The organism is Pseudomonas moraviensis (genome assembly GCF_900105805.1).
GTDB lineage: Bacteria > Pseudomonadota > Gammaproteobacteria > Pseudomonadales > Pseudomonadaceae > Aquipseudomonas > Aquipseudomonas moraviensis_A.
This window is the reverse complement of sequence record NZ_LT629788.1, coordinates 4,509,195-4,520,344: the sequence shown is the minus strand read 5'-3', so window position 1 is coordinate 4,520,344 and position 11,150 is coordinate 4,509,195. Positions and strand designations below refer to the sequence as shown.

The 11,150-nt window shown below is 61.3% G+C and carries 14 protein-coding genes; 8 read left to right on the top strand and 6 right to left on the bottom strand.

All coding sequences use genetic code 11. The annotated features are described in order from the left end of the window. Window positions 1-422: 422 nt before the first annotated feature. The 4 genes from ftsY (at window position 423) to rpoH (ending at window position 4,573) form a co-directional block, all read left to right on the top strand. Window positions 423-1,913: a signal recognition particle-docking protein FtsY gene (ftsY, locus tag BLU71_RS20260; protein WP_083353762.1), complete on the top strand. Its 1,491-nt coding sequence runs from the start codon at window positions 423-425 to the stop codon at window positions 1,911-1,913. Beyond that, a complete protein-coding gene (gene ftsE / locus BLU71_RS20255; protein WP_003229148.1) occupies window positions 1,910-2,581 on the top strand; it encodes a cell division ATP-binding protein FtsE in 672 nt (223 codons plus the stop codon). The genes ftsY and ftsE overlap by 4 nt, the downstream gene beginning before the upstream one ends. Further along, the gene (gene ftsX / locus BLU71_RS20250) at window positions 2,578-3,603 is read left to right on the top strand and encodes a permease-like cell division protein FtsX (RefSeq protein WP_042606555.1); all 1,026 of its coding nucleotides are present in this window, start codon (window positions 2,578-2,580) and stop codon (window positions 3,601-3,603) included. Before ftsE ends, ftsX begins: the two co-directional genes overlap by 4 nt. A gap of 115 nt (window positions 3,604-3,718) precedes the next feature. Next, the gene (gene rpoH, locus BLU71_RS20245) at window positions 3,719-4,573 is read left to right on the top strand and encodes an RNA polymerase sigma factor RpoH (RefSeq protein ID WP_016772717.1); all 855 of its coding nucleotides are present in this window, start codon (window positions 3,719-3,721) and stop codon (window positions 4,571-4,573) included. A 180-nt stretch (window positions 4,574-4,753) separates the two neighbouring features. Here rpoH and mtgA read toward each other — a convergent pair whose 3' ends face one another. Beyond that, on the bottom strand, window positions 4,754-5,476 hold the full coding sequence (mtgA, locus tag BLU71_RS20240; RefSeq protein ID WP_065615075.1) for a monofunctional biosynthetic peptidoglycan transglycosylase: 723 nt from the start codon (window positions 5,474-5,476) through the stop codon (window positions 4,754-4,756). A 74-nt stretch (window positions 5,477-5,550) separates the two neighbouring features. Between mtgA and BLU71_RS20235 the strand changes: the two genes are divergently transcribed. From BLU71_RS20235 to trmB, 4 genes are all read left to right on the top strand, one after another. Then, window positions 5,551-5,931: a DUF423 domain-containing protein gene (locus tag BLU71_RS20235; protein ID WP_064364745.1), complete on the top strand. Its 381-nt coding sequence runs from the start codon at window positions 5,551-5,553 to the stop codon at window positions 5,929-5,931. 71 nt (window positions 5,932-6,002) lie between these two features. Further along, a complete protein-coding gene (gene thiS, locus BLU71_RS20230; protein WP_042606691.1) occupies window positions 6,003-6,203 on the top strand; it encodes a sulfur carrier protein ThiS in 201 nt (66 codons plus the stop codon). 61 nt (window positions 6,204-6,264) lie between these two features. Continuing rightward, window positions 6,265-7,059, top strand: a complete 795-nt coding sequence (locus BLU71_RS20225; protein ID WP_007964131.1) for a thiazole synthase — start codon at window positions 6,265-6,267, stop codon at window positions 7,057-7,059. 9 nt (window positions 7,060-7,068) lie between these two features. Beyond that, on the top strand, window positions 7,069-7,794 hold the full coding sequence (gene trmB / locus BLU71_RS20220) for a tRNA (guanosine(46)-N7)-methyltransferase TrmB (protein ID WP_042606558.1): 726 nt from the start codon (window positions 7,069-7,071) through the stop codon (window positions 7,792-7,794). A 130-nt stretch (window positions 7,795-7,924) separates the two neighbouring features. Here trmB and BLU71_RS20215 read toward each other — a convergent pair whose 3' ends face one another. The 5 genes from BLU71_RS20215 to metW are packed head-to-tail and all read right to left on the bottom strand — an operon-like array spanning window position 7,925 to window position 11,147. Continuing rightward, entirely contained in the window at window positions 7,925-8,248 is a 324-nt protein-coding gene (locus tag BLU71_RS20215) for a DUF3392 domain-containing protein (protein ID WP_008083808.1), read from the bottom strand. Between the two features lie 22 nt (window positions 8,249-8,270). Further along, a complete protein-coding gene (gene hemW, locus BLU71_RS20210) occupies window positions 8,271-9,476 on the bottom strand; it encodes a radical SAM family heme chaperone HemW (RefSeq protein ID WP_083353761.1) in 1,206 nt (401 codons plus the stop codon). Beyond that, window positions 9,473-10,069, bottom strand: a complete 597-nt coding sequence (gene rdgB, locus BLU71_RS20205; RefSeq protein WP_024014661.1) for an RdgB/HAM1 family non-canonical purine NTP pyrophosphatase — start codon at window positions 10,067-10,069, stop codon at window positions 9,473-9,475. The genes hemW and rdgB overlap by 4 nt, the downstream gene beginning before the upstream one ends. Continuing rightward, window positions 10,066-10,500, bottom strand: a complete 435-nt coding sequence (locus BLU71_RS20200; RefSeq protein WP_065615073.1) for a DUF4426 domain-containing protein — start codon at window positions 10,498-10,500, stop codon at window positions 10,066-10,068. Before BLU71_RS20200 ends, rdgB begins: the two co-directional genes overlap by 4 nt. Before the next feature lie 26 nt (window positions 10,501-10,526). Beyond that, window positions 10,527-11,147, bottom strand: coding sequence for a methionine biosynthesis protein MetW (gene metW, locus BLU71_RS20195; RefSeq protein WP_024014659.1), 621 nt, complete (start codon window positions 11,145-11,147; stop codon window positions 10,527-10,529). Window positions 11,148-11,150: the final 3 nt, after the last annotated feature.

Sequence of the window (11,150 nt, the reverse complement as noted above, 5' to 3'; positions counted from 1 at the left end):
CCCTCCGGGTGGCGCCTGAAAACGGGCCATACTGCGTTGCAGTCCTTGGCAAGGAAAGCACATTCCCTGCGGCCTGCGCCTTGTCTGGCCCGTTTTCAGGCGGCCACGCGGTACTGGTAATGATCAATGACACGCCCTAGGATACTGATCCGTTTTACTGGCGACCACGTCTATGAGGTTCTGCAACCTGATAAGGCTGAATGGGTTTGCGGCACAAGGCAGCGGTTTGGCAACCAGACCCTGCGTTTTCGCCGATTTTTGCCGGTTTAGATCATCGTAAAAACGATCCTTGAGGTGCCTGCGGCGCCTCGACAAAATGTTGCGCGTGAACAAGCTGGATGAAACACAGTCTGTTCTGCATCGAATATTTATTTGCCGGGGCGCCCTGTTGGCGCGTCGCTACCGTGAGATAGCCGTCCTCCATGTTTGGTTCCAACGACGACAAGAAGAGCCCAGCTGCGGCTGGCGAGAAGAAAAGCCTGTTCGGATGGCTGCGGAAAAAACCGCAGGAACCCGTCGTCGAACAGCCGCCCGCGATTCCTGAGCCGGCCCCCGCGCCAGCACCTGCAATAGAAGAAGAGCCGGCGCCGATTGTGCTGCCGATCGCCGAACCGGTGCTGCAACCGGAAGCTGAAGCCGAGCCTGAAACGCCGACCGCTGCCGAGTTGCCGCTGTCGCCCGCCGTTGAGCCGTGGTTGACCCTGCCGGTGGCAGAAGAGCCGGTGGCCCTGGTCGAAGAAGCGACACCGCATGTGACGCCAGTGATTCCTGCGCCGGTTGCCGAGGTGGCTGCGCCGCCTGTGCCTGAACCGGTTGTCGAGCCAGCGCCGGTCGTTGCCGAGCCAGTGGCGCCGGTTGTCCAGCCGTCCGAGCCTGCGCCTGCGCCTGCACCGCTTGCCGCGGCACCAGTTGTCGCTCCGATCGTGCCGGTCGAAGCCCCTGTAGAAACGCCGGTCGAAGCGTCGCGCAGCGAAGAAACCAAAGCCGGTTTCTTCGCCCGCCTCAAGCAAGGCCTGTCGAAGACCAGCGCCAGCATCGGCGAGGGCATGGCCAGCCTGTTCCTCGGCCGCAAGACCATCGACGATGATCTGCTCGACGACCTCGAAACCCGCCTGCTCACCGCCGACGTCGGCGTTGAGGCCACCACGCAGATCATCCAGCGCCTGACCCAGAAGGTTGCGCGCAAGGAACTGGCCGATGCCGACGCCCTGTACAAATCCCTGCAGGCTGAGCTGGCGGCGATGCTCAAGCCGGTTGAACAGCCGCTGAAAATCGCCTCGCAGAGAAAACCTTTCGTGATTCTGGTGGTTGGCGTCAACGGCGCCGGCAAGACCACCACCATCGGCAAACTGGCGAAGAAGCTGCAGCTTGAAGGCAAGAAAGTCATGCTGGCGGCCGGCGATACATTCCGTGCCGCAGCTGTTGAGCAATTGCAGGTGTGGGGCGAGCGCAACAAGATCCCGGTGATCGCCCAGCACACCGGCGCCGATTCGGCTTCGGTGATCTTCGACGCCGTGCAAGCGGCCAAGGCCCGTGGCATCGACGTGCTGATCGCTGACACCGCCGGGCGCCTGCACACCAAAGACAACCTGATGGAAGAGCTGAAAAAGGTTCGCCGGGTGATCGGCAAGCTCGACGCGGACGCGCCGCACGAAGTGCTGCTGGTCCTCGACGCCGGCACTGGCCAGAACGCCATCAACCAGGCCAAGCAATTCAACCAGACCGTCGAACTGACCGGCCTGGCGCTGACCAAACTCGATGGCACCGCCAAGGGCGGGGTGATTTTCGCCCTGGCCAAGCAGTTCGGTTTGCCGATCCGCTATATCGGCGTCGGTGAAGGCATCGACGATTTGCGCACCTTTGAAGCCGAACCCTTTGTCCAGGCACTGTTTGCCGAGCGGGAGCGTTCATGATTCGTTTCGAACAGGTCGGTAAACGCTACCCGAACGGTCACGTCGGCTTGCATGAGCTGAGCTTTCGAGTCCGTCGTGGCGAGTTCTTGTTTGTCACCGGTCACTCCGGTGCCGGTAAATCCACGCTGTTGCGCCTGTTGCTGGCAATGGAACGGCCGACCAGCGGCAAACTGCTGCTCGCCGGGCAGGACCTGAGCACCATCAGCAACGCGCAGATCCCGTTCCTGCGTCGGCAGATCGGCGTGGTGTTCCAGAATCACCAGTTGCTGTTCGATCGTACGGTGTTCAATAACGTCGCGTTGCCGCTGCAGATTCTCGGCCTGTCCAAGGCTGAGATCGCCAAGCGCGTCGATTCGGCGCTGGAACGCGTGGCGCTGTCGGACAAAACCGATCTGTACCCGGGCGACCTGTCCACTGGTCAACAGCAGCGCGTCGGCATTGCCCGCGCCATCGTCCATCGCCCGGCCTTGCTGCTGGCGGACGAACCGACCGGTAACCTCGACCCGCGACTGGCGGCGGAAATCATGGGCGTGTTCGAAGACATCAACCGTCTGGGCACCAGCGTGCTGATCGCCAGTCACGACCTGGCGCTGATCGCGCGCATGCGTCACCGCATGCTGACCCTGCAACGCGGCCGCTTGATCGGCGACGGGGAGGCCGGGGTATGAGTGCGACACGCAGTCCGAAGGTTTCCGAGCGCGTGGCCCCGAAAGCCGCTGACCCGCAACCGCAGAAGAAGAAAAAGCACGACGATGACGACGGCCCGGACTTCGCTACGCTGTTCCGCGCCTGGATCGAAAGCCATCGCGCCAGCCTGCTCGACAGCCTGCGCCGCCTCGGCAAGCAGCCGATCGGCAGTTTCTTCACCTGCATGGTGATGGCCGTTGCGCTGAGTCTGCCGATGGGGCTTTCGCTGTTGCTCAACAACGTCGAGCGTCTCGGCGGTTCCTGGCAGCGCGCGGCGCAGATTTCCCTGTACCTGCAACTCGATGCCAGCGCGGAACAGGGCGAAGCGCTGCGCGAGCAGATCAAAGGCATGCCCGGCGTCGCGGATGCCGAATATGTCGGCCGCGATCAGGCGCTTGAGGAGTTCCAGCAGCAGTCCGGCCTGGGCGAAGCCCTGCGTGAGTTGCCGGAGAACCCGTTGCCGGGTGTGGTGCTGGTGACACCGAACGAAGTCGACAAGCCGACACTCGAAGCATTAAGACAAAAACTTTCCGAGCTGCCCAAGGTACAACAGGCACAACTTGATCTAGTCTGGGTCGAGCGTCTGGCCGCCATCCTCAAGCTTGGCGACCGCTTTGTCTTCGGTCTGACGGTGTTGTTGGTGTCTGCATTACTTTTGGTGATAGGCAATACCATTCGTCTTCATATTGAAAACCGCCGCACCGAGATAGAAGTGATTAAACTCGTCGGCGGCACTGACAGTTATGTGCGCCGCCCTTTCCTTTATATGGGCGCGTTGTATGGCTTCGGTGCAGGGCTGTTGTCCTGGGGCGTATTGGCGTTCGGCCTGAACTGGCTGAACGATGCGGTGGTTGGACTGGCCGGCTTGTACGGCAGTGATTTCGCCCTGGCCGGCGTGCCAGTGGCCGACGGTCTGTCGCTCTTGCTTGGCGCGGTGCTGTTGGGTTATATCGGTGCATGGATTGCAGTCGCACGTCATCTCAGGGAGCTGGCGCCGAAGTAGAATCTTTTTTGCGCGTGATTGACCTTGCGGTTTTTATGGGAACTTGTACTTGAGTTCCCGGTCAATTTTTCGCAGTGCCGAGAGGCACGAGTATGTGAGTGGGAGGTTTTTTCGTATGACCAATTCTTTGCAACCTGCGTATGCGTTGGTTCCGGGTGCGAACCTGGAAGCTTACGTGCACACCGTCAACAGCATTCCATTGCTGACGCCGGAGCAGGAGCGTGAACTGGCCGAGAGTCTCTACTATGAGCAGGATTTGGGGGCGGCTCGGCAGATGGTGCTCGCCCACCTGCGTTTTGTCGTACACATTGCCCGTAGCTACTCCGGCTACGGTCTGGCTCAGGCTGACCTGATCCAGGAAGGTAACGTGGGCCTGATGAAGGCCGTCAAGCGCTTCAACCCGGAAATGGGTGTGCGTCTGGTATCGTTCGCCGTGCACTGGATCAAGGCGGAAATTCACGAATTCATCCTGCGCAACTGGCGCATTGTGAAAGTCGCGACCACCAAGGCCCAGCGCAAGCTGTTCTTCAACCTGCGCAGCCAGAAGAAACGTCTGGCGTGGCTGAACAACGAGGAAGTCCACCGTGTGGCGGAAAGCCTCGGCGTCGAACCACGTGAAGTGCGCGAGATGGAAAGCCGCCTGACCGGCCATGACATGGCCTTCGACCCGGCTGCGGAAGCCGACGATGACAGCGCTTTCCAGTCGCCGGCCAACTACCTGGAAGACCACCGGTACGACCCGGCGCGTCAGCTGGAAGATGCCGACTGGAGCGACAACTCCAACACCAACCTGCACGAAGCACTGGAAGTGCTGGACGAGCGCAGCCGTGACATCCTCTACCAGCGCTGGCTGGCGGAAGAGAAGGCCACGCTGCACGACCTGGCGCAGAAGTACAACGTGTCGGCCGAGCGAATCCGTCAGCTCGAGAAGAGCGCGATGAACAAGCTCAAGTTGTCGATCGCCGCGTAACCGGCGCATCAGCAATAAAAAACGCCCCGATCAGCGATGATCGGGGCGTTTTCATTTCGACTGCCACACAGAACCCTTGTAGGAGTGAGCCTGCTCGCGATAGCGGTTTGTCAGTAAAGCAGATGTTGACTGACACAACGCTATCGCGAGCAGGCTCACTCCTACATTAGATCTTCGGTGTTATTCAGCCCAAGGCGCCCGCCGCGAAGCGTTCAGCCCCAGCAAATAACTGTCCCCACCCAACTGACTCATCTGCTGCCGAATCCAGCCAGCCCGACGCGACACATAACCGGTCGGGTGACTCGCGCTCCATACCCGCGGATTGGGCAGGACGGCAGCCAGATAACTCGCCTGCTGGCGCGACAACGATTTCGCACCCACGCCAAAGTGATGGCGGGCCGCCGCTTCGGCGCCAAACACGCCGTCATCCCATTCGACGCTGTTAAGGTACACCTCAAGGATCCGCTGCTTGGGCCAGAACACTTCGATCAACGCGGTAAACCACGCTTCCAGGCCCTTGCGCAGATAGCTGCGGCCGGACCACAAAAACAGATTTTTCGACACTTGCTGGCTCAAGGTGCTGGCGCCGCGAATCGAGCCGCCCAGCTCGTTGTGGGCCAGCGCAGCCTGGATCGCGCGCAGATCGAAGCCCCAGTGCTCGGGGAATTTCTGATCCTCGCCGGCAATCACCGCCACCTTCAAGTCATCGGAGATCTCATTCCACGGTTTCCAGGTGCGCTGCAGGTCGATCGGCTCGCCGTCGACCCAGGATTCGACCTTGCGCTCGACCATCAGCGCCGTGACCGGCGGTGGCACGAAGCGAAACACCAGCACCAGCAAGACACTGCCGCCGGCGAACCAGAGCAGGGCCTTCGTGAGACGACGGAAAATTGAACGCAGCATAGAGATGGCTTGGCCGAACCCGTGGAGCGGGCCATTATACAGACCCTGCCGATCGCGTCTGACTGGAGTTCCCCATGCTGCGTGGCTTTTTGATGCTGGCCGCTTTTTTCGGATTCACCGGTGTTGCGCTGGGCGCGTTCGCCGCCCATGGCCTGAAAAACCGCCTGACCCCGGAATACCTGGCCATTTTCCACACTGGCGTCACCTACCAATTGGTGCACACACTCGCACTGTTCGGCGTTGCGCTGCTGGCCACGCAGATTCCAGGGCGGCTGGTCACTTGGGCCGGCGTGTCCTTCACCGCCGGCATTGTGTTGTTCTCCGGCAGTCTGTATCTGCTGACCACCACCGGCATCAGCAAGCTCGGCATCATTACCCCTTTTGGTGGCCTCGCGTTTCTCATCGGTTGGGTTTGCCTCGGCCTCGCCGCCTGGCGCTTGCAGCTAACCGCTTGACGCTTGGTACTGACCTTTAGGTCATGATCGGGCTAGAATGCCAGCCCCTAAAAATGATGGCGGCGTTGTGCATGCGCATTCAGTTGAACGGTGAGTCCTTTGAATTGCCCGACGGTGAAACCGTTGCGGGCCTGATCACCCGTCTGGAACTGACCGGACGCCGGGTGGCGGTCGAGCTCAATCTGGACATCGTTCCGCGCAGCCAGCATGCCGATACCACGCTCAATGACGGCGACAGCGTCGAAGTGGTCCACGCCATCGGCGGCGGCTGATTGTCCCGGCCCGCAAGGGCAAAGAATTCTGCAAGACCCTCACCCCTCAAGAGGATTCCCCATGAGCATCGTTCGTAGCGACAAGCCTTTTGTGCTGGCCGGTCGTACTTACCAGTCGCGTTTGCTGGTCGGTACCGGCAAGTACCGTGACATGGAAGAAACCCGCCAGGCCATCGAAGCCTCGGGTGCCGAGATCGTCACCTTCGCCGTGCGCCGCACCAACCTGGGCCAGATCGAAGGCGAGCCGAACCTGCTCGAAGTGCTGTCGCCGGATCGCTACACCTTCCTGCCGAACACCGCTGGTTGCTACGACGCTATCGAAGCCGTGCGCACCTGCCGCCTCGCGCGTGAATTGCTCGACGGCCACAACCTGGTGAAGCTGGAAGTGCTGGCTGACCAGAAGACCCTGTTCCCCAACGTGATCGAAACCCTCAAGGCCGCCGAAACCCTGGTCAAGGAAGGCTTCGACGTGATGGTCTACACCAGCGATGACCCGATCATCGCCCGCCAACTGGCGGAAATCGGCTGCATCGCGGTGATGCCGCTGGCCGGTCTGATCGGCTCCGGTCTGGGTATCTGCAATCCGTACAACCTGCAGATCATCCTCGAAGAAGCGAAGATTCCGGTGCTGGTGGATGCCGGTGTCGGTACGGCTTCCGACGCGACCATCGCCATGGAACTGGGGTGTGACGCCGTACTGATGAACTCGGCCATCGCTCACGCCCAGCAACCGGTAATGATGGCGCAAGCCATGCAGCACGCCATCGTCGCCGGCCGTCTGGCGTACCTCGCCGGCCGCATGCCGAAAAAACTTTATGCCAGCGCCTCTTCGCCGCTGGATGGTCTGATCAAGTAAGAGCCATTGATGACTGAATCGAACGACACGCCTGTCCAGCCGGACGAAGGCGACGAGCGCCAACACCGCCGCATCAAGAGTTTCGTGATGCGCGCCGGGCGCATGACCGAAGGCCAGCAACGCGGTCTGGATCAGGGCGCGCCGCTGTACGTGCTGCCGCTGGCCGATGCGCCGGTCGATTACGACCAAGTGTTCGGCCGCTCGGCACCGCGCTCGCTGGAAATCGGTTTCGGCATGGGCCACTCGCTGCTGGAAATGGCCGCGGCGGCGCCGGAGCAGGATTTCATCGGCGTTGAAGTGCACCGTCCGGGTGTCGGTGCGCTGCTCAATGGCGTACTGACCCAAGGGCTGACCAACCTGCGGGTCTACGATTGCGACGCGATCGAAGTGCTCAACCGCTGCATCGCCGACAACAGCCTCGATCGCCTGATGCTGTTCTTCCCGGATCCATGGCACAAGAGCCGTCACCACAAGCGCCGCATCGTCCAGGCCTCGTTCGCCGAACTGGTGCGCAGCAAGCTCAAGGTCGGCGGCATTCTGCACATGGCCACCGACTGGGAACCGTACGCCGAGTACATGCTGGAAGTGATGAACGTCGCCCCGGGCTACCGCAACCTCGCCGAAGACGGCAAATGCGTCCCACGCCCGGCCGAACGCCCGATCACCAAGTTCGAACGCCGCGGCGAACGCCTTGGCCATGGCGTGTGGGATCTGAAGTTCGAAAAACAGTCCTGAGCATCACGCGGTAAAAATGTAGGAGTGAGCCTGCTCGCGATTGCGGTCTGACATTCAACCTCTTCGGTGACTGTCAGACCGCAATCGCGAGCAGGCTCACTCCTACAGTTGTTTTGGATGTGCTGAAAGATCAGCGGCGATCAGCGACTACGCCGATGAGGACGAGGACTACCAGCAGCACCGGCGCCAGGCTGTAGTTGTTGAACTGGCTCAGGCCCTTGATCACCCACGGCGTCGCGTAGATCAGCGCGGCGCCGCTGCCGATCAGGCAGAGCAGGGCCATCAGGGGCACGCGCAGGGCACCGGCGATGCTGCCCAGGCGTTGCTCGACCCAGCCTTTGAAGTCGGCGCCGAACAGCACCAGCAGGCAACCGACCAGCGCCAAAGCGATTTCCGAGAGATTGCTGCGGCTCCAGCGGGAGACGGTGGCCAGCAGGTCGAGTATCAAATCCATGCGTTTTCCCTTTGAGCTGAAGTCAGTTCAGAAATTGTTGCAGCAAGTCGTTGAGGAACAGCTGGCCGCGTTCGGTGGCCGCCAGGCGTGACGGTTCGACCTGCAACAGGCCGCTTTGTTCGGCTTCGCGGCGGCCTTCGGCGAGGCTGTCGAGCGACAGTCCGGTGCGTTCCGGATACAGGCGCGATTCGACCCCGGCAGTCAGGCGCAGGGCGTTCATCAGGAACTCGAACGGCATCTCGTCATTGCTCAGCGGTTTCTCGCCAGCCTGAAAGCTCTTCGCTGGATTCAGATAGTCCTTCGGCAGGCGGGTTTTCCATGTGCGCACGATGCGCCCGTCCGGGTGACTCAATTTTCCATGGGCGCCGGCGCCGATGCCGATGAAGTCGCCGAAGCTCCAGTAATTGAGGTTGTGCCGCGCCGGGCGATCGGGCTGGGCATATGCCGACACTTCGTATTGCGCGTAACCGTGCTCGGCCAGCAGCGCCTGGCCGGCTTCCTGAATGTCCCACAGCGTGTCGTCTTCCGGCAGCACCGGCGGCTGATTCCAGAACACCGTGTTCGGCTCCAGCGTCAGCTGATACCAGGAGATATGCGTCGGCTTCAGCGCGATGGCTTGACGCAGGTCGCTCAAGGCATCGTCCAGCGACTGATCGGGCAAACCGTGCATCAAGTCGAGGTTGAAATTATCGAACCCGGCCTGTCGTGCCATGTCCGCCGCACGCACGGCTTCGTCACCGTTGTGGATACGGCCGAGGGCCTCAAGTTTTTCCTGCTGAAAGCTCTGGATGCCGATCGACAGGCGATTGATCCCCAGCTTGCGATAGGCGACGAACTTCTCTTGCTCGAAGGTGCCCGGATTGGCCTCGAGGGTAATTTCGATGTCGTCGGCGAACGGGATGCGCTGCTCGACGCCCTTCAACAAACGTCCGAGGGCGTCGGCGCTGAACAGGCTCGGCGTACCACCACCGAAGAAAATCGAGGTCAGCTCACGGCCATACACCGCGTGCAGATCCTGATCGAGATCGGCCAGCAGTGCGTCGACATATTCCTGCTCCGGCAGCACCGGGCTGGCGGTGTGCGAGTTGAAATCGCAATACGGACATTTGCGCACACACCACGGGATGTGGATGTACAGCGCCAGGGGCGGCAGCGTTGGCAGCGGCGCCCGAGGCGAGGAAGCGGCGCCGCCGACAATCAGCGACGACGCGGAAGAATCACCGGTCATTTCAAGCCCAGACGCTGGCGCAGCAGATCCATTGCACGGGCGCGGTGGCTGATCTGGTTCTTGTCGGCCGGGCTCAGCTCGGCGCTGGAGCAGTCGCGCTCCGGCACCCAGAACAGCGGGTCGTAACCGAAGCCGTGTTCGCCGCTGGCTGCGGTGAGGATGCGGCCGTGCCACAGACCTTCGCAGAGAATCGGCAGCGGATCATCGGCGTGGCGCACCAGTGCTAAGACGCAGACGAACTGTGCGCCGCGCTCGGCTTGCGGCACATCTTTCAGCGCGTCGAGCAGTTTGGCGTTGTTCGCGGCATCGCCCTGGCCGTCGGCATAACGCGCCGAGTAGATGCCCGGCGCACCGCCGAGGAAATCCACCGCCAGCCCGGAGTCGTCGGCCAGTGCCGGCAGCCCGGAAATGCGCGCGGCGTTGCGTGCCTTGAGGATCGCGTTCTCGACGAACGACAGGCCGGTTTCTTCCGGCTCGACCTTGCTCCATTCGCCAATCGAGCGCAGTTGCACCGAGTCGCCGAGCATGGCCTGGAGTTCTTTGAGTTTGCCGGCGTTATGGCTGGCCAGTACGAGCTGCTTGATGTTCATCATTCGCCGGGAAAAAGTTCTTGGTTGAAGTTGATGGTGTTGATCTTGTCGCCGTTCTGCACCTTGATTTCAAAGGTGCGGGTTTCCTGCTGCGGCACCGGGTACTGGGCGATGTAGTAGATCGCGCCCTGTTCGGTGACCTGGCGGAATTTCAGCGCCACGCTGTTGCTGGTCAGGTCCTTGACCGTGCCGGTGACGCTGGCGATCTGCGGTTTGCCGTCCTTGATCACCGAGACATTGATCACGCCCTGATTCTTGCTGCGGATCAGTTCCGCCGCCTTGGCGATGTCCGGCGTCAGAAACGTCGAGTTGAAAGTGTTGTAGTGCACCGTGACATCGCCGAAGGTTTCCTTGCGTTCACCTTTGATGACGTCTGCCGCCATGGCGCCAGCGCTCAGGCAGGCGGTGAGTAACAGCAACGCTGGACGACTCATGTTCGTGCTCCTCGAAATGGCCTGGCTCAGACCGCGACCCGGTGGTCCGCCAACTGCGGGCTGCTGACGCGGTAGATACCGATTTCACCTAACAGATTAGGCCATAGCTTACTGGCCCACCCGTGCCGGTGCTGTTGATCCACGGCAAGCCGATCAATGACCTTGGCATCACGTTCGCGGCACAGCTCTTCAAAATCCTCGAAGGTGCAGAAGTGGATGTTCGGCGTGTTGTACCAGGTGTAGGGCAGGAACTCGGAGACCGGCATGCGGCCCTTGCTCGCCAGGTACCAGCGGCAGCGCCAGTGGCCGAAATTCGGGAAGGTGATGATGCACTGGCGGCCGACCCGGAGCATTTCGTCGAGGATCTTGTCCGGGTAATGCACCGCTTGCAGGGCCTGGGTCATGACGACGATGTCGAAACTGTTGCTGGCGAAGTTGCCCAGGCCCTTGTCCAGATCCTGCTCGATGACGTTGATGCCCTTGGCCACGCACTCGGCAATATTGTCGGCGTCGTTTTCCAGGCCATAACCGGTGACGTTCTTGTTGTCGCGCAGCCAGGTCAGCAGCTCGCCGTCACCGCAACCGAGGTCGAGGACGCGGCTGCCGGCGGGGATCCATTCCTGGATGATTTCCAGATCAGCTCTCATGGC

What these genes read in the sequence shown, in the direction of transcription:
- BLU71_RS20225 (WP_007964131.1), top strand. Translation starts at nt 6,265, where the DNA reads ATGAGCATCGTTCGTAGCGACAAGCCTTTTGTGCTGGCCGGTCGTACT.
- ftsY (WP_083353762.1), top strand. Translation starts at nt 423, where the DNA reads ATGTTTGGTTCCAACGACGACAAGAAGAGCCCAGCTGCGGCTGGCGAG.
- rdgB (WP_024014661.1), bottom strand. Translation starts at nt 10,069, where the DNA reads ATGATGAACATCAAGCAGCTCGTACTGGCCAGCCATAACGCCGGCAAA.
- BLU71_RS20235 (WP_064364745.1), top strand. Translation starts at nt 5,551, where the DNA reads ATGCTGCGTGGCTTTTTGATGCTGGCCGCTTTTTTCGGATTCACCGGT.
- metW (WP_024014659.1), bottom strand. Translation starts at nt 11,147, where the DNA reads ATGAGAGCTGATCTGGAAATCATCCAGGAATGGATCCCCGCCGGCAGC.
- hemW (WP_083353761.1), bottom strand. Translation starts at nt 9,476, where the DNA reads ATGACCGGTGATTCTTCCGCGTCGTCGCTGATTGTCGGCGGCGCCGCT.
- rpoH (WP_016772717.1), top strand. Translation starts at nt 3,719, where the DNA reads ATGACCAATTCTTTGCAACCTGCGTATGCGTTGGTTCCGGGTGCGAAC.
- mtgA (WP_065615075.1), bottom strand. Translation starts at nt 5,476, where the DNA reads ATGCTGCGTTCAATTTTCCGTCGTCTCACGAAGGCCCTGCTCTGGTTC.
- thiS (WP_042606691.1), top strand. Translation starts at nt 6,003, where the DNA reads ATGCGCATTCAGTTGAACGGTGAGTCCTTTGAATTGCCCGACGGTGAA.
- ftsX (WP_042606555.1), top strand. Translation starts at nt 2,578, where the DNA reads ATGAGTGCGACACGCAGTCCGAAGGTTTCCGAGCGCGTGGCCCCGAAA.
- BLU71_RS20200 (WP_065615073.1), bottom strand. Translation starts at nt 10,500, where the DNA reads ATGAGTCGTCCAGCGTTGCTGTTACTCACCGCCTGCCTGAGCGCTGGC.
- trmB (WP_042606558.1), top strand. Translation starts at nt 7,069, where the DNA reads ATGACTGAATCGAACGACACGCCTGTCCAGCCGGACGAAGGCGACGAG.
- ftsE (WP_003229148.1), top strand. Translation starts at nt 1,910, where the DNA reads ATGATTCGTTTCGAACAGGTCGGTAAACGCTACCCGAACGGTCACGTC.
- BLU71_RS20215 (WP_008083808.1), bottom strand. Translation starts at nt 8,248, where the DNA reads ATGGATTTGATACTCGACCTGCTGGCCACCGTCTCCCGCTGGAGCCGC.